General features: G+C 73.2%; 14 protein-coding genes. 8 read left to right on the forward strand and 6 right to left on the reverse strand.

What is annotated here, in order from left to right; all coding sequences use genetic code 11:
* Window positions 1-620: 620 nt before the first annotated feature.
* Window positions 621-1,184, forward strand: coding sequence for a dihydrofolate reductase family protein (locus tag O7628_RS05830; RefSeq protein WP_278128899.1), 564 nt, complete (start codon window positions 621-623; stop codon window positions 1,182-1,184).
* Between the two features lie 124 nt (window positions 1,185-1,308).
* Here the strand turns inward: O7628_RS05830 and O7628_RS05835 are convergent, their stop codons facing one another.
* From O7628_RS05835 to O7628_RS05850, 4 genes are all read right to left on the reverse strand, one after another.
* Window positions 1,309-2,154 (reverse strand): ABC transporter ATP-binding protein, encoded by an 846-nt coding sequence (locus tag O7628_RS05835; RefSeq protein WP_278128901.1) that lies wholly within the window; start codon window positions 2,152-2,154, stop codon window positions 1,309-1,311.
* Between the two features lie 112 nt (window positions 2,155-2,266).
* A complete protein-coding gene (locus O7628_RS05840) occupies window positions 2,267-3,112 on the reverse strand; it encodes an ABC transporter permease (RefSeq protein ID WP_278128902.1) in 846 nt (281 codons plus the stop codon).
* Window positions 3,109-3,963, reverse strand: coding sequence for an ABC transporter permease (locus O7628_RS05845; RefSeq protein ID WP_278128904.1), 855 nt, complete (start codon window positions 3,961-3,963; stop codon window positions 3,109-3,111). Before O7628_RS05845 ends, O7628_RS05840 begins: the two co-directional genes overlap by 4 nt.
* Window positions 3,964-4,003: 40 nt before the next feature.
* A complete protein-coding gene (locus O7628_RS05850) occupies window positions 4,004-4,969 on the reverse strand; it encodes an ABC transporter substrate-binding protein (protein WP_278128906.1) in 966 nt (321 codons plus the stop codon).
* A gap of 535 nt (window positions 4,970-5,504) precedes the next feature.
* Here O7628_RS05850 and O7628_RS05855 point away from each other — a divergent pair.
* The 7 genes from O7628_RS05855 to O7628_RS05885 all read left to right on the forward strand — a co-directional run bounded on the left by O7628_RS05855 (window position 5,505) and on the right by O7628_RS05885 (window position 15,321).
* Entirely contained in the window at window positions 5,505-5,633 is a 129-nt protein-coding gene (locus O7628_RS05855) for a hypothetical protein (RefSeq protein ID WP_278128908.1), read from the forward strand.
* 451 nt (window positions 5,634-6,084) lie between these two features.
* Window positions 6,085-8,859: a LuxR family transcriptional regulator gene (locus tag O7628_RS05860; protein WP_278128910.1), complete on the forward strand. Its 2,775-nt coding sequence runs from the start codon at window positions 6,085-6,087 to the stop codon at window positions 8,857-8,859.
* Window positions 8,860-8,988: 129 nt separating this feature from the next.
* A complete protein-coding gene (locus tag O7628_RS05865) occupies window positions 8,989-11,742 on the forward strand; it encodes an AAA family ATPase (protein WP_278128912.1) in 2,754 nt (917 codons plus the stop codon).
* Window positions 11,743-11,941: 199 nt separating this feature from the next.
* Complete coding sequence (locus O7628_RS05870) at window positions 11,942-12,712, forward strand: MBL fold metallo-hydrolase (RefSeq protein ID WP_278128914.1); 771 nt, start codon at window positions 11,942-11,944, stop codon at window positions 12,710-12,712.
* 148 nt (window positions 12,713-12,860) lie between these two features.
* Complete coding sequence (locus O7628_RS05875; RefSeq protein WP_278128916.1) at window positions 12,861-13,670, forward strand: alpha/beta hydrolase; 810 nt, start codon at window positions 12,861-12,863, stop codon at window positions 13,668-13,670.
* A gap of 29 nt (window positions 13,671-13,699) precedes the next feature.
* Complete coding sequence (locus O7628_RS05880) at window positions 13,700-14,530, forward strand: alpha/beta hydrolase (protein ID WP_278128918.1); 831 nt, start codon at window positions 13,700-13,702, stop codon at window positions 14,528-14,530.
* Window positions 14,527-15,321 carry an alpha/beta fold hydrolase gene (locus tag O7628_RS05885; protein ID WP_278128920.1) on the forward strand — a complete coding sequence of 265 codons (795 nt, stop codon included), beginning with the start codon at window positions 14,527-14,529 and terminating at the stop codon, window positions 15,319-15,321. Before O7628_RS05880 ends, O7628_RS05885 begins: the two co-directional genes overlap by 4 nt.
* Window positions 15,322-15,644: 323 nt before the next feature.
* Here O7628_RS05885 and O7628_RS05890 read toward each other — a convergent pair whose 3' ends face one another.
* Window positions 15,645-15,905: a hypothetical protein gene (locus tag O7628_RS05890; RefSeq protein WP_278136236.1), complete on the reverse strand. Its 261-nt coding sequence runs from the start codon at window positions 15,903-15,905 to the stop codon at window positions 15,645-15,647.
* A gap of 125 nt (window positions 15,906-16,030) precedes the next feature.
* Window positions 16,031-16,285, reverse strand: a complete 255-nt coding sequence (locus tag O7628_RS05895; protein ID WP_278128922.1) for a hypothetical protein — start codon at window positions 16,283-16,285, stop codon at window positions 16,031-16,033.
* Window positions 16,286-16,538 lie beyond the last annotated feature (253 nt).

The raw sequence follows: 16,538 nt of genomic DNA on the forward strand, positions 1-16,538 counted from the left end.
CCGCCCGGTGGCGTTGAATCGCCCTCAATCCCCTCGGACAGGGCGCACCTGCACTTGGTTAGTAGCCTTTGCCGTTGCATCTGGTGCAGATGAGCCCTCCTTGGGACGCGCCATGGAACCGGCCCGACCCTCCACAGTATCCGCAGGAGGGCGCCCCCGGGGGCCGCGCCTCTTGCTTACCGCCAGACGTAAACCATATGAGAACCAATAGCGGTAAGCCGCAACATATTCCGCCGAGCACACAACCACGCAGCCAAGAATCGATGTCGATGCCCATCTAATCAGTTTGGGGCATCCACCGGAGTTACGCCATTCCACTTACGTCGGCCAACCTCTTTGCCTGCACTTCATGGCCAACCCGTCGACTTTCTTCTGCACATCGGGGAGCATGGGGGGACTGCCCGGTCAAGCGGGAGCGCCCTACTGTCTGAATGATCTTGACCGGGAGGGCACCAACAGAGCTTCTTCATGACGCGCCGCACAGCGGGCTGGCAACCCCGTGCCGGCGGGCACACCACCTCTCCCCCTGGTGAGCCAGCCTTCGGTGTGGCCTGACCGATGATTCTCCCGCGCCGTGCTGGTCTGTATGCCGACGTACGGACCCACAGGAGGCTGGCACGATGCGGAAACTGACCTTCGGCATGAACCTGAGCCTGGACGGCTACATCGCCGCGCCCGGCGACGACCTCGGCTGGAGTGCGCCGAGCGACGAGCTGTTCCAGTGGTGGTCCGACCGGGTGGGGGCGACGGGCACGGGGCTGTACGGGCGCAGGCTGTGGGAGACGATGAGTTCCCACTGGCCGACCGCCGACCAGCGGCCGGGTGCCACCCCGGCGGAGGTCGAGTTCGCCCGCCGCTGGCGGGACATGCCGAAGGTGGTGTTCTCCTCGACGATCAGCACGGTCGACTGGAACGCGCGCCTGTTCACCGGCGACGCGGTCACCGAGATCGCGCGGCTCAGGGCCGAGGACGGCGGTTCCCTGGACATCTCCAGCCCCACCCTCGCCGCCGGGGCCATGCGCGCCGGACTGATCGACGAGTACACGCTCGTCACCCATCCGGTCCTGCTGGGCGGCGGCAAGCCGTTCTTCACCGCCCTCGACAACTGGGTGAACCTGACCCTGGTGGAGACCAGGACGTTCCCTGGCGGCGTGGTGCTGACGAGGTACGAGACCAGGCGCTGAGCACAGCCGCAGACTCGGGTCCGACGGAGCGCCGCACCACAACGCAGGGGCGACGCCGACGTGCCCGGTCACGCGCCCGCCGATGGTTGCCGGGCGGCGCGACCGGGCCTCGGCCCACGACGGGTCAGTGCGGGTCGCCGGACAGGGAGGTGCGCCGTTGTGACGCCATGACCAGGGAGTAGACGTTCTCGCGGAGTTCGCCGAAGAGCGCCGTCTGCTTGGTCGCGATCTGGTCGCGGGGCCGCTCCAGCTCGACCGGCAGGTCCTCGACGACGACGGACGGCCCCTGCGACAGCACGACCACCCGGTCGGACAGGTAGACGGCCTCGTCGATGTCGTGGGTCACGAACAGCACCGTCGTGCCGGTCTCCGCCCAGACCTTGAGCAGCAGGTCCTCCAGGCTGGCCCGGGTCTGGGCGTCCACCGAGGCGAAGGGCTCGTCCATGATCAGCATTTCCGGCCGTACGGCGAGACCCCGCGCGATGGCGACGCGCTGCTGCATGCCGCCGGAGAGCTGCCACGGGTGCAGCGCCGCGGCGTGGGCCAGGCCCACCATCTCCAGTGACTCCCGTACGCGGTCGCGGATCTCGGTGCGGGGCAGCCCGCGGTCCCGCAGGGGCAGGGCGACGTTCTTCTCGACGGTGAGCCAGGGGAACAGCGACCGGCTGTAGTCCTGGAAGACGACCGCGACGCCGTCCCGCGGGCCCGACATGCGGTCCCCCCGGAACATGACGCTCCCGGTGGTGATGGGCAGGAGTCCGGCGATGCACATCATGAGGGTCGTCTTGCCGCAGCCGGAGGGGCCGACGACCGACACGAACTGGCCGGCGTGGACGGCGAAGTCGATGCTGCGGACGGCGAGGACGTCGCCCTTGCGCGAGGGGTACGACTTGCCGAGTTCCTGCACGGCCAGCACGGGCGTGTCGGTTCCGGGGCCCGGTTGGTGCGGTTGGATCGTCACGGACTTCATCCGGGACTCCTCTACGTGGTGTCGTCGTTGTCGTCGGCGGCTCTGGAATGTGGCGGCAGGGAATCGGCGGTGCGGAGCGCGGTTGGCGGCAGGGAACTGGGCGCGGCCCCCGCTAGTGGCTCTCCGCGCCCTCCGGCCGCACGTTGCGGTGCCACCTGAGCAGCACCCTTTCGACCACGGCGAAGATGGCGTTGAAGAGGATGCCCAGCAGCGCCAGCAGCACGATGGCCGCCCACAGTTCCGGGAACCGGAACAGCCGCTGCTGGCTCACGATGTAGAAGCCGAGGCCCGCCGTGGCGGCGTAGAGCTCGGAGATCACCATGAGCACCAGGGCGATCCCGATGCTGATCCGCATTCCCGCGAAGATCGCGGGGCTGGCGCCGGGCAGCAGGACCTGGAGGAAGTAGCGGCGTCGGGTCAGCCGCATGCTCTTGGCGGCGGTGACCACCGTGCGGTCGAGTCCGCGTACCCCGTCGTAGGTGTTGATGAGGATCGGCCACAGGCAGCCCAGCGCGATGAGGAAGACGTTCATCCCGCTGGTGATGCCGAAGATCACGATGGCGATGGGCAGGAGCGCGGTAACCGGCACGGACATGCCCAGCCGGATCAACGGGTTGAAGAACGCTCCGGCGGGTCGCCACACCCCGATCAGGATGCCGGCGCTGATGCCGATCGCCGCCGCCGCGCCGTAGCCGAGGCCGAGCCGCGCGAGGCTGGGCAGGACGTCGGTCCGGAACTGGTCGCTGAGGAAGAGCGACGACGGCGAGCCGGAGAGCCAGGTGTCGACGAACGCGACGAAGATCTGCGACACCGGCGGGACGAACAGGGACCCGGCCAGCCGGGCGGCGATCTCCCACACCACCAGCAGTGCCGCGAGCAGCCACAGCGACTGCACGCCGCGTCCCATCGCCTGCGCCGTGGCGGCCACGCTCGACCGCTTCGCACCGTGATCGCTCATCGTCCGCTCTCCCGTTGGGCCTGGCCCCAGGGGACCACCAGGCGTTCGACCAGGTTGAAGCCGTAGTAGAGGGCCATTCCGAGCAGCCCTACGAGGAGGATCCCCGCGTAGACGAAGTCGGGTCGTTGCGCCTGCTGGTATGTGGTGATCACCGTGCCCACCCCGCTGGTCGCGCCGAGCAGCTCGGCGGAGAGCACCACGATGAGCGCCGTCGAGCTGGCCACCCGCAGGCCGGTGGCGATGGACGGGGCCGCCGACGGCAGCACGACTCTGGTCAGCAGCCGCGTCCTGCCCCAGCCCATGCTCCGGCCGGTGGCCAGCATGAGCGGTTCGGTGTCGCGCACGCCGTACATGGCGTTGAGCAGGATCGGCCAGAAGATCGCGTAGATCGCCAGCGACACCTTCATCTGGGTGCCGAGGCCGAACAGCAGGATGGCGATCGGCAGGAACGCCGAGGAGGGGATCGACCGGCCGGCGTGCACGACCGAGGACGACGGCCGGTAGAACGCGGAGAAGTAGCCGAGGGTCAGGCCCAGCGGAATGCCGACGGCGCTGGCGACGAGCATGGCGAGCAGCCAGGCCCACAGGGTCTGCGCCACCTCCGTCAGGAAGTTCGCGTCGACGAGGAGCTCGCCGGCCCGTTGCATGGTGGCCGCAGGGTACGGCAGGGAGTCCGTCGAGACCGCCCCCGTGCGTACCACGATTTCCCACACCACGAACATCGTGGCGATGCCCGCCAGCCCGTACGCCCAGTCGGGCGTCGGGCCCCTCCGGCGTGCCGTGGCGGGCACGCCGGAGGGCGACGGGGCGGGGACATCAACCTCGACCGAGTGACTCGACACCCCTGTCACGTCCTCTCCCTTGACGGTCGGTCGGTCGCCGGCAGACGGTTCAGGACCGGGCGAAGTCGGTGACGAAAGGCTCAAGATCGGGCTTCTTCTGCATCATCTTGAGGTCGACCATCTGCTGCGCCATCCGGTCCAGCGCGCCGAGGTCGACGGCGGCCTCGATGGCGTTCTGCGGCTGGGCGGCGAGGGTCTCCGCCGGCACCTTCTGGCACTCGGAGAGCAGCCGGAACGACTCGTCCTTGTTGGCCGGGTCGTTGAGCTGCTGGGCGGTTTCGGTCATCGCCTCGTGGAAGCGCTTCGCCGCGTCGCCCTTGGCCACGAAGTTCTTCGCGGCGACGTAGGTCGCGATGTAGACCTTGTTGCTGCTGGCGAAGGGGTCCGCCAGGCTGCGGACGCCGTCGTTGTTGTTGCCGAGCAGCGAGTAGCCGAGCTGGGCGGCGTCGACCCGCCCGCTGAGCACGGCGGGAATCTGCTCGGCGAAGGGCAGCGCCACGAAGCTCACGCTGTCCGGCTCGACCCCGTTGGCCTTCAGCCAGCTCGCGGTCACGATCTGGTTGATGCCGTTGATCTCGTTGACCGCGATCTTCTTGCCGGCCAGGTCGGCGGGCGACGTGATCGGGGAGTCCTTGCCGACGAAGACGCCCTGCGCGGGCTTGGCCGGCGGCAGCGCGTTGACGTTGGCGCCGGACACCATCTGGATGGGGAAGCCCGTGTTGTAGGCGTTGATCGCGGTGTAGCCGTTGACGTAGCCGAAGTCGGCCGCCCCGGAGAGCACCGCGGCGACGGCGGCCGAGCCGCCCCCGGACCGGACCAGCTCGACGTCGAGGCGGTGCTTCGCGTAGACGCCCTTCGAGATCGCCCAGGTGTTCCAGATTTCGCAGCCGAACGTCGTGACGGAGACCTTCGTCGTGGCGTTCGCGGAGTCGCCGGCGTCGTCGCCCCCGCCGCAGGCGCTCACGAGAAGCATGGCGGTGACGGCCGCGGCCGCACCGATACGTCGGGAAATCATCTTGTCGCTCCTATGTGCTCGCAGGTGACCCGGTGTTCCCACCACTGCTGGCAATGGCGGTTCTTGGTGGCGGGTAGGCGCTTGCGCGATCTGGGCTCCACCGCTGCGAACCTGCCCGCCTGGCGCGTGGAATCGCCCTGCGGTCTCGGTACGACGGGTCTTGCCCTGGCGTGGAAGGGGGTGGGTGACCGCGTGCCCGCTTCGGCTGGAGCCGGCCCGACGCCTCGGGGGCCCCGGTGGATTCACGGCATGGCCGAGCAGGTTGGTCGCCGGTCGGTTCAGGCTCGGGCTGCACCCCAGCAGCACCCTGACGCCTCGCCGACTTGGAGCGAACGTACGCGGCACCCGAAACCCTGTCAAGATGCGGAATGGGATCTCGCATCGCGCGAAGGACCGAATCGGCGGGGCAGGCCGCCCTGCCTTCCGACAGGCGGGTTGAGCAGGCGTAACGATCCGCCTTCATCGGTTGACGGGGCAGACGGCGGCGGCTAGCTTCTCCAACAGACAGCGCCGGCCCGTCGACCCGGGAGTGGACATGAGCTTGGAGACGCCCCCCGAGGCCGTTCCAGCCATCTCCCGCGCGCCGATCGGCCACTGGAAAGGGCCGGAGTTCCCCGCCATCCGCCCCGGCACCGGGGCCGGGAAGGCGCTCGTTCCGTTCTGATCGGGATCCCCGCGTCTCGTAGCACCCTGCCCACATTCAGGCGACGCCGTTCGCCCGGCCGCGTCCTGCTCATCCACGTGGTGAGCGGCCCGGTCGCCGGCAGTCGATGCTGCACGAGACGCGGCGGCAGGCGACCCTTCCGCACCCTCGGCACACCCCTCGCCCATCGTCGGCGAGCCGAGGGGCGGCGGGCGCGTTCCTGTCTCTCCGACCCGGTGGGCCCCGACGCGGGGAGCCGGGTCCGCCCCCGGGACCCCAGCCGGGCAGGCGGACCGGTTCCCACACCCCAGCGCGTACGGCAGCCAGCGCGACCGGGACGTCACCCGCGGTCGATCCGGCGCGCGATCCCGGTACTGCCGCGACACGGTTCGCGATGCGACGATGACAGCGTGCGCAGACGTGAGAACCAGGTGCGGTCCGGGCGGCGTTTCCATGACCTGTCGTGGCCGGCGTGACCTGGGAAGGGCCGCCTGCCCCCGGTGAGCGGGCCGCCCGGCTCCTCGGCCGGGACGACGAGCTGCGGCGCGTCGACGCGCTGCTGGCCGCGGCCCGGGACGGTCGCGGCGGCGGGCTGGTGGTCAGCGGCGAGCCGGGGATCGGGAAGACAGCGCTGCTGGAGGCGACGGCCGCGGCGGCGGAGGGCTTCCGGCTGCTGCGCCTGGACGGCTACGAGGCCGAGTCGGGGATCCCGTTCGCCGGGGTGCACCGGCTGACCATTCCGCTGCGCGAGCACGTCATGGTCCTTCCGCAGCGGCAGCAGCAGGCGTTGCAGGTGGCGACCGGGCTCGCGGACGGCCCGCCGCCGGACCGCTATCTCGTCGGCCTCGGCGTGCTAGGGCTGTTGACGGCGGCCGTCGTCTCGACGTCGCCGGTCGTGTGCGTCGTCGACGACGCCCATCTCCTCGACGCCGAGTCCCTGGACGTGCTGGCGTTCGTTACCCGTCGCCTGGTGGCCGACCGCGTCGCGTTCGTGTTCGCCGCCCGCGACGAGCCACCGGTCGCCGAGCGACTGGCCGGGCTGCCCGTGCTGCGGCTGCTCGGCCTGGCCACGGGGCCTGCGGTGCAGTTGCTGACGTCGGTGCTGCGGGAGCCGATCGACCCGGCGACGGCCGCGCGGGTCGCCGCCGCCACGGGGGGCAACCCGCTGGCGCTTATCGACCTGGCCGACGAGCTGAGCGTGCGGGATCTGACCCGCTCCAGCGTCGACGCCGAGCCGATTCCGGTGGGCGGCCGGCTGGAGGCGTTCTACCTCCGTCAGGTGCGTCGGACGGCCCCGCAGCAGCAGTTGTGGCTGTTGATCGCCGCAGCCGAGTCGACGGGCAACGTCGACCTGGTCCAGGCGGCGGCCCGGCGGCTCGGTCTCGCCGGCACGTGGGGCGACGAGCCGGAGCTGCGGGGGCTGGTCGAGGTCGGCACGTCGCTGCGGTTCCGGCACGCGCTGGTGCCGTCGGCGACGTACAACGGCGCGGCGGGGGCCGACCGCCGCCGGGTGCACGAGGCGCTGTCCGACGCGGCGGGGGCCCTGGGACTGGTCGAGTTGGCGGCCTGGCACGCGGCCAAGGCGACGATCGGCACCGACGCGCACGTGGCCGACCGGCTCGAACAGGTGGCGGAGCTGGCGGGGCGGCGCGGCGGGTTCACGTCGCGGGCCGGGGTTCTCACGCAGGCGTCGAGGTTGACCCCGCCGGGGCCGGTCCGCGACGGCCGGCTGGTCGCGGCGGCCGAGGCCGCCTTGGCGGCCGGCGCGGCGGGGCTGGCGCGCAGCCTGGTCGACGAGGTGGCCGAGGAGTCGCTGGATCCGGTCACCCGGGGCCGGTTGACCCGCGTCCGGGTCGACCACGCGTTCTTCACCGCAGGCCCGGACGTGGTGCGCGGCGTCGCCGACATGCTCACGGCCGCCGCCTGCTTCCACGGCCACGATGCGGCGGCCGAGCAGGACGCGCTGCTCCAGGCGTTCCTGCGGGCCCTCGTCGTGGAGCGGCTGGGGCGGGACGTGCCGCTGCCGACGCTGGGCCGGCGGCTCCTCGACGGCGCAGGGCGGAGCGACCACACAGGACAGGTCGACGGCGTCGCCGCGACGATCCTGCGCGCCCTGGGCACGTACATCCTGCGGCCCTATCGGGAAGCGGTGCCCGAATTGCGGGCCGCGGTCAAGGTCATCGACGGCCTCGACGGCGCCGACCTGCTGAAGTACGGCGTGATCAGCGTCGCGCTCACCACGGCGTTGTGGGACGACGCCGCGATCCGGCGCTGCCTGGAGCGGACCGCCGCGACCGCCCGCGACCTGGGCTCGGTACAGATCGTCGACGCCGCCCTGTGGATCCTGTCGTTGTCCCTGCTGCACATCGGCACCCCGCGCGCGGCGCAACAGCACATCGACCAGGTGCGCGAGCTGCGCCGCGCCATCGGCTACGACGCCGAGCAGGTCGTCAACGCGGCGCTGATCGCCTGGTCCGGTGGCCCCCGCGAGGGGGTCGAAGCGATCGCCGAGGCGGCCCGGGCGGGAGGCTTCGGCGGGGTGCACGCCTCGGGGGTGTCCGCGCTGGCGGTACGGGACCTGGCCGAGCGCCGCTACCCCGACGCGTACGCGCGGCTGAAGCCGCTCATGGACACGCCGTTCCTCCAGGTGACACCGCTGAACTACGCGGACTTCGTCGAGGCGGCCAGCCGGAGCGGGCGCGCCGCCGAAGTGGTGGGGTTCGTGGAGCAGCTGGAGGACATGGCGTCGGTCAACGGCTCGGCCTGGACCAGGGGCCTGGCGCAGCGGGCCCGCGCCCTGGTGGCCGACGACGGTGACGCCGAGCCGTGGCACGCCGCCGCCGTCGCGACGCTCGGGCCCACCGCGTTGACCGTCGAGCGGGGCCGGTCCCACCTGGTCTACGGCGAGTGGCTGCGCCGCCGCAGACGCCGCCGGGACGCCCGGGAGCAGCTCAGCCGGGCGGTGGAGATCTTCGACGACGCCGGCGCGCCGGCGTTCGCGCAGCGGGCCCGCACCGAGTTGGCGGCGAGCGGCCGGCCGCCGTCGGCCGGCGAGCAGCCCCGGCGTCCCGACCTGACCCCGCAGGAGCTGGCGGTCGCCCGGCTCGCCGCCGCCGGAGCGACCAATGCGGAGATCAGCGCCACCATGTTCATCAGCCCGAACACCGTCGACTATCACCTCCGCAAGGTCTTCCAGCGGCTCGGCGTCACCTCCCGACGCCAGCTCGCCGGCCGCCTCGACCAGTAGTGACCGCCCGGGGACTACGTGCGGCACGTGGTCCGCGCCCGCTGGCGGGCCCGCAGGCTGGAACGGCCGGGTCGGCGGGCGGGCCGCCGACCGCAGCCGGGTAGCGCCGGGAGGGAGGGGCCGCCGTCGATGCTCCAGTCAGGTGACGGCCGACCGGCGGTGCACGGTCGGCAGGGCGAACTGGCGGCCGTGGCCCGTCTGTTGGCTGACAGCGGCGCGGGCCGCGGCGCGGCACTTGTCGTACGCGGGCAGGCCGGCATCGGCAAGAGCGTGCTCCTGTCCGCGGCCCGGCGGTGCGCGGCCGACGCCGGCATGCTGGTGCTCACCGCGAACGGGGCCGAGGCGGAGTCGGCGCTGCCGTTCGCGGGCCTGCACCAGCTCCTCGCGCCGCTGCTGGACGACCTGTCGTCGCTCACCCCACGGCTGCAACGCACCCTGCGGGGCGCGTTCGGGCAGGAGGGGACCCGCCCGGACCTGTTCACGACCGGCCTGTCGGTGCTGGAGCTGCTCGGGGAACGGGCGTCCAGGACCCCGCTGCTGATCGTGGCGGAGGACGCGCACTGGCTGGATCCGGAGACGCTCGACGTGCTCGTCTTCGTCGCGCGCCGGCTCGCGGGCGAGCCGATCGCGGCGGTCATGGCCGTGCGCACCCCGCACGCCGACGTGCTCGCCGGCGCCGGCATCGGCCAGTTGCACCTCGGCGCGCTGGACGACGACGCCGCCCGGCGGGTGCTGGCCGACCATGCGCCCGGCCTCCCACCGGGCCTGCGCAGCCGGATCCTGACGGAGGCTGCGGGCAACCCGCTCGCCCTGGTCGAGCTGCCCCGGTGCGTCACCTCCGGTAGCCTCGACGACCTGCCGGAGCTGCTGCCGCTCAACGAGCGGCTGGAGAGCGCGTTCGCCGACCGGTTCGGGCAGTTGCCCGCGCCGACCCGGGCGGTCGTCGCCGCGTTCTCCGCCGACACCACCTGCCGGCTGCCGGCAGTGCTCGCCGCCGCCCGGGCGCTGACCGGCGTCGACGTGGCCGCGGACAGCTTCCAGCCGGCGATCGACGCGGGCCTGTTGCAGATCCAGGGGCGACGGCTCCAGTTCCGGCATCCGCTGATGCGGTCGGCGGTCTACCGGTCCGTCAGCGACTTCGCCCGGCTCACGGTGCACTCGGTGCTGGCCGACGCGCTCGCCCACGACCCGGACCGCCGGGCCTGGCACCGCAGCGCCGCCGTCCTCGGCCCCGACGAGGAGGCCAGCGTGGAGCTGGAGGCCGCCGCCGCGCGGGCGCTCGAACGGGGGGCACTGGGAGTGGCGGTGACCGACCTGGACCGGGCCGCCGAGCTGACCGAGGGCCCGGCCCGCCGTTCGTCGCTGCTGCTGCGGGCGGCGGAACTCGCGTCGCAGCTGCATGATCGTACGGTCGCCGCGCAGTTGGCCGCCAAGGCCGACCCGGCGGCGGGCGGTCCCGCCGACCGGGGGCGGCTGGCCCTGGTCCGCGACATCGTCGATCCCGGCGACATGGGTGACCCGGGCCGCATCGACCTGCTCTGCGGCCTGGCGGTGGAGGCGCACGCCGCCGGCGACACGGAGCTGGGGGCGACGCTGTGTTGGCGAGCGGCGTCGCGCTGCTGGTGGGCCAGCCTGCCGCCGCAGGTGGGCGCGCGGGTCACGGCGGTGCTCGGCGGGCTCGGGCTCGCCGACGACGATCCGCGTACGGTGGCGATCGCCGCCTACGCGCAGTCGGAGGCGCGGGGCGCCGCGATCCTGCGCCAGTTGTCCACACTGGTGCCCGACCGCGCCGACGTCGACGGCATGCGTTCCCTGGGCGGGGCGGCGCTGGTCCTCGGCGACTTCGTCACCGCGTCGTCGTTCATGGCGACGGCGGCTGCGGGCTACCGTGCCGGGGGCCGGGCGGCGCTGCTGGCCCGCAGCCTCTCCTCCGCCGGCTACATCCGGCTGTGGCTCGGCCGTTGGCCGACGGTGCGGGCCGACCTGGAGGAGGCCGAGGCGCTCGCCGAGGAGACCGGCGACCACTTCTGGCTCGTCGCCGCCCGGGCGGCCCGCGCCATGCACGAGGCGATGCGCGGCGACAGCGCGGCCGCATTCCGGCTCGCCGACCAGGTGCTGACCAGCCCGTTGGCGGCGGGGGTGCGGTTCGTCACCCAGGCCGCCCAGCACGCCCGCGGGGTCGCCGCGAACGCCGCCGGGCACCACGACGAGGCCCTCGATCTGCTCGTGCGCACCTTCGATCCGCAGGATGCGACGTTCCATCTCGACATGTCCGGCTGGGCGCTGCCGGACCTCGCCGACGCGGCCGTCCGGTCGGGCCGGCAGGACGAGATCCTGGGCATCGTGGCCCGGGCCGCGGAGCGGGCGGCGCGTTTCCCGTCGCCGATGCTGCACCATTCGCTCGCCTACGCCGTCGCCGTGCTCGCCCCCGAGCCGGAGGCGGGCGCGCGGTTCGCCGAGGCGTTCGCCCTGGATCTCGGGGCGTGGCCGGTGCACCGGGCCCGGCTGAACCTCGCGTACGGCGCGTGGCTGCGCCGCCGCCGGCACATCCTGGAGTCGCGGGTGCCGCTGCGGATCGCCCGGGACGGCTTCGAGGCTCTCGGCGCGGTCGTCTGGGGCCGGCTCGCCCGGGAGGAGCTGCGCGCCGCCGGGGAGGAGAGCACGGGGCGCGCGGTGCCGTCGGGCGAGCAGTTGACCGCGCAGGAGTTGCAGACGGCGATGCTCGCCGCGGCCGGGCTGAGCAACCGCGAGATCGGCCAGCGGCTGTTCGTGTCGCACCGCACGGTGAGCTCGCACCTCTACCGGATCTTCCCGAAGCTCGGCATCACCGCCCGGTCGCAGTTGCGCGACGCGCTCGCCGCGCTCCGGCACGACGGGGGCTGACCCGGGACGGGCCGACGCGGGGCAGGCACCGGATCGGCACGGGGCCGACGAGGGATCGGCACGGGGCCGGACGCGGCCGGCGCACGGCAGTCAACGTACGGATGTGCGCCCCCCACCGGCCGTGCATCGTTGGCCACGGCGCGCGCCCACCGCAGCGCAACCGGACGACGTGAGGACGGCATCGTTGAAGGACGTACGAGTGACCCACATCGGGGGCCCGACGGCCCTCATCGAGGCGGCCGGCTGGCGCATCCTCACCGACCCGACGTTCGACGGTCCCGGCCGCCGCTACTCGTTCGGTTGGGGCACCAGCTCCCGCAAGGAGCACGGCCCGGCCCTCGAACCCGACGAGCTCGGGCCGGTCGACGCCGTCCTGCTCAGCCACGACCACCACGCCGACAACCTCGACGACCGGGGCCGCGCCTTCCTCGCCGGGGTGCCGATCGTCGTCACCACCGCGCCCGGGGCGCGGCGGCTGGGCGGCGGCGCGCAGGGGCTGCGCCCGTGGGCGCGCACGGAGCTGGCCGCACCCGGCCGGCGGACCATCAGGGTGACCGCCACACCGTGCCGGCACGGCCCTCCGTTGAGCCGCCCGGTCGCCGGCGCGGCGATCGGCTTCGCGCTGGGCTGGGACGGTCAGGAGCACGGGGTCCTCTGGATCACCGGGGACACCGTGCTCTATCGCGGCGTGCGGGAGGTGCCGCGCCGGATGACGGTCGACACGGTGCTGCTGCACCTCGGGGCCGTGCGGTTTCCCGTCACCGGCCGGCTGCACTACAGCCTGACGGCGGCAGAGGCCGTCGAGCTGTGTGCGCTGGTCCGGCCGCGCACGATCGTGCCCGTGCACTACGAGGGCTGGTCGCACTTCAGCCAGGGGCGGGCGGCGGTGGAGGAGGCGTTCGCCGCCGCGCCCGACGGGCTGGGCGACCGCCTGCACTGGTTGCCGCTGCGCCACCGGGACCGTCGCTGACCGGACGCCGGCCGGTGCCGTCCGCGGAGGCCCCGGGGGCGGACCGACGCTACGCACCGTCGCGTGACCGTCAACGTACCGATGCCTGGCGCGGGCGCGCTCCCCCACGCTGGTGGACACATCGACCTGCACGGAAGGAGCCCGACCGATGCACACCACTCGTCGTACCCTGCTCGCCGGAACCGCGGCGGTCGCCACCGGCGCCCTCGTCGGGACGCCCGCGGCCGCGGCCGGGGCGCGCCCGGCGGCCGGGGCGAAGCCGACCGTCGTGCTCGTGCACGGCGCGTTCGCCGACGCCTCCGGCTGGACCGAGGTCGCCCGCCTCCTGCGCTGCGACGGCTACCCGGTGATCGCGCCGGCCAACCCGTTGCGCAGCGTCTCGGCCGACTCGGCCTACCTGGCCAGCATCCTCGCGACGCTGCCCGGCCCGCTGGTGCTGGTGGCCCACTCCTACGGCGGGATGGTGATCACCAACGCGGCCGTCGGCAACCCGAACGTCAGGGCGCTCGTGTACGTGGCGGCGTTCGCCCCGGACCAGGGCGAGACGTTGCAGGGGCTCCAGTTGCAGTTCCCCGGCAGCAAGCTCGACGAGGCGGCGCTTGACTTCCGCCCCTACCCGACCCCCGACGGCGTCGGCAGCGTCGACGGCTACGTCAAGCCGGCCGTGTTCCGCGACGTCTTCGCCGGCGACCTGCCCCAGTCGACCACCGACGTCATGGCGGCCACCCAGCGGCCCGGCGACGTCCACACGCTCCAGGAGCCGTCCGGCGCGCCGGCCTGGCGGACCATCCCGAGCTTCTACCTGGTCGCCCGCAACGACAACCTGATCCCGCCGGCCGCGCAGCGGTTCATGGCCCAGCGGGCGGGTGCACGCACCACCGAGGTCACCGCCTCGCACGTCGCGATGATCTCGCAGCCGCGGGCCACCGCGAACCTCATCAGGACCGCGGCCCGCTGAGCCGCCACCCGCTGAAGGGACCGACCATCATGTACGTGACCGCCGCCGACGGCGCGCAGATCTACTACCAGGACTGGGGTGCCGGCCGCCCGGTCGTGCTGTCGCACGGCTGGCCGCTGAACTCCGACAGTTGGGAGGCGCAGGCCCTGTTCCTGGCCGGCAACGGCTACCGGGTCGTCGCCCACGACCGGCGCGGCCACGGCCGCTCCACCCGCACCTGGCACGGCAACGAGATGGACACGTACGCCGACGACCTCGCCGCCGTCCTCGACGCCCTCGACCTGCGGGACGCGACGCTGGTCGGGTTCTCCACCGGCGGCGGCGAGGTCGCCCGCTACATCGGCCGCCACGGCACCGGCCGCATCGCGCAGGCCGTGCTCGTCTCGGCGGTGCCGCCGTACATGCTCCAGGGGCCGGACAACCCGGGCGGCGTACCGGTCGGGGTGTTCGACGCGATCCGCGCCGGCTCGCTGGCCGACCGGTCGCAGACCTACCGGGACCTCGCCGACGGCCCGTTCTTCGGCAACAACCGCCCCGGCGCGAGCGTGTCGCAGGGCATCCGCGACGCGTTCTGGTTGCAGTCCATGGCCGCCGGGCACCGCAACGCCTACGAGTGCATCGCCGCCTTCTCGGCCACCGACTTCCGCGCCGACCTGGCCCGGTTCGACGTGCCCACGCTGGTCGTGCACGGCGACGACGACCAGGTCGTACCGTTCGAGGTGGGCGGCATGGCGTCGGCCGCGCTCGTCAAGAACGCCAGCCTGATCGTCTACCCCGGGGCCCCGCACGGCATCACCGACACCCACAAGGAGCAGCTCGGCGACGACCTGCTCGCGTTCCTGAAGGAGTACGACGCATGAGCACCATCGTCCTGATCCACGGCCTCTGGGTCACGCCGCGCAGCTGGGAGCACTGGGTGCCCTACTACGAGGCGCAGGGGCACACCGTCCTCACCCCGGCCTATCCCGGCTTCGAGGTCGAGGTCGAGGCGCTGCGGGCCGACCCGACGCCGATCGCCACCGTCACCGTGCCCGACACCGTCGCGCACCTCGAAAAGATCATCACGGCGCTGCCGGAGAAGCCGATCATCATGGGCCACTCGTTCGGCGGCACGCTGACCCAGCTCCTGCTCGACCGGGGCCACGGCGCGGCCGGCGTCGTCATCGACTCGGCCCCGCCGGAGGGCATCCGGGTCACCCCGCCGTCGCAGATCAAGTCGCTGTTCCCGATCCTCAACAACCCGGCGAAGCGGCACCAGGCGGCCGGCTTCACCCCGGACCAGTTCCACTACGCGTTCACCAACACCCTCTCGGAGGAGGACGCCCGCGCGGCCTACGACCGCTACGCGATCCCCGCCCCCGGCAGCTGGGTCTGGGCGTACGGGCTGCTGGCCAACTTCACCCCCGGCAAGCAGGAGACCTGGGTGGACTTCCACAACGAGCAGCGCGCCCCGCTGCTGTTCATCGCGGGCGGCGCGGACCACATCATGCCCCCGTCGGTGAACCGGTCCAACGCCCACCACTACAAGGCCCCCGGCACGGTCACCGACTTCCACGAGTTCCCCGGCCGCTCCCACTGGACGTGCGCCGAGCCCGGCTGGGAGCAGGTCGCCGACTACGCGCTGGACTGGGCGCTGCGGCACGCCCGCTGACCGGGGCACCGGCGACTGCGGCGCAGGCACGGCGGACGACCCGTCGCGCCTGCGCCGCAGTCCGCGGGTGCGGACCCACAGGCCGAACGGGACCCCGCCGCCCATGCGCCCACCCAGTGCGCCCAGTGCGCCCCGCGCCCCCCGTGCGCCCCCGTGCGCGGCGATCTTGCACTTTCGGCCCCACAGAAGGGCGCTTCACCCCTTTTGCCGGGGCCACAACTGCAAGATCGCCGCGCACGGGGGGCACTGGGCGCACGGGTGCACAGGGGTGCCGCCGCGCACGGGGGCTCGCACCGGTGAGGGGGCGTGGGGGCGGCGCTCGGTCAGGCGTCGGTTGCCGCGCGTCGGCCGGGGGTCGGGCGGGGTGCAGAGGCGGGCCGCAGGACGCGCAGCCCGGCCGGGCGCACGAAGATCGACCGGCGGGCGACGGCGTCTCCCCTGCCGTCGAGTTGGTAGACGTCGAGCCACACCCATCCGTCGTAGGTGATCCAGTCGAGCACCCGGACGACCCGGCACCTGATCGGCTCGACGAACTGCACGCTGGCCGCCCGGGTCACCTGCACCAGGTCGCCCGGCTTCGGCACCGCCGCGCCCCGCACCGCCGCACCCCGCACCGCCGCACCCCGCACCGCCGCACCCCGCACCTCCGCACCCCGCACCGCCGCACCCCGCACCGCCGCGCCCGTGGCCGAAGGCGGGCGAACGCCGGTCACGGCCCCTCCCCCGACCCGCGCCGAGCGCCCTTCCCGGACGGGCGTCGGCCACCCTGCCCCGACCCGAGCGGGCCGTCGCCCTCCCCCGGCCAGTGCGCGCGGCCGATCGGGATGCGGTGCCGGGCCCGGCAGGGCAGTTCCGCGCCGCAGCGGCACATCCTGCGCCAGCGCTTCCAGCTCCAGACCGGCCGGTGCCGGCGGGCGAGCGTCAGGGCGACGGCGACCACGTACTCCTCGTACGTCACGCGCATCGGGCGTCCTTCCAGAGCGCACATCGGGCGTCCTTCCCGAGGGATGGCGTCGCCGAAAAACAGCGCCGCCGAAGAATTGCGCCGCCCCGCCCGCGCGTGACTCGCAACGAGCGGGACAGCGGGCCGGCAGGGGGGCGACGGGCTATTGCCGACGTCATTCTCGGCCCCGCGCCACCCTGCCGACATTCGACAGATTGCAACCCGCCCACCACCTTGCGCAACACAACCCACCCCCTCTAGCCTCGATTCGAAT

Source organism: Micromonospora sp. WMMD956, assembly GCF_029626125.1.
GTDB classification, from domain to species: domain Bacteria; phylum Actinomycetota; class Actinomycetes; order Mycobacteriales; family Micromonosporaceae; genus Micromonospora; species Micromonospora carbonacea.

Excerpts from the sequence above, each read along its gene's own strand:
- O7628_RS05830 (WP_278128899.1), top strand. The coding sequence starts at position 621 with ATGCGGAAACTGACCTTCGGCATGAACCTGAGCCTGGACGGCTACATC.
- O7628_RS05835 (WP_278128901.1), bottom strand. The coding sequence starts at position 2,154 with ATGAAGTCCGTGACGATCCAACCGCACCAACCGGGCCCCGGAACCGAC.
- O7628_RS05840 (WP_278128902.1), bottom strand. The coding sequence starts at position 3,112 with ATGAGCGATCACGGTGCGAAGCGGTCGAGCGTGGCCGCCACGGCGCAG.
- O7628_RS05850 (WP_278128906.1), bottom strand. The coding sequence starts at position 4,969 with ATGATTTCCCGACGTATCGGTGCGGCCGCGGCCGTCACCGCCATGCTT.
- O7628_RS05855 (WP_278128908.1), top strand. The coding sequence starts at position 5,505 with ATGAGCTTGGAGACGCCCCCCGAGGCCGTTCCAGCCATCTCCCGCGCG.
- O7628_RS05865 (WP_278128912.1), top strand. The coding sequence starts at position 8,989 with ATGCTCCAGTCAGGTGACGGCCGACCGGCGGTGCACGGTCGGCAGGGC.
- O7628_RS05875 (WP_278128916.1), top strand. The coding sequence starts at position 12,861 with ATGCACACCACTCGTCGTACCCTGCTCGCCGGAACCGCGGCGGTCGCC.
- O7628_RS05880 (WP_278128918.1), top strand. The coding sequence starts at position 13,700 with ATGTACGTGACCGCCGCCGACGGCGCGCAGATCTACTACCAGGACTGG.
- O7628_RS05885 (WP_278128920.1), top strand. The coding sequence starts at position 14,527 with ATGAGCACCATCGTCCTGATCCACGGCCTCTGGGTCACGCCGCGCAGC.
- O7628_RS05895 (WP_278128922.1), bottom strand. The coding sequence starts at position 16,285 with ATGCGCGTGACGTACGAGGAGTACGTGGTCGCCGTCGCCCTGACGCTC.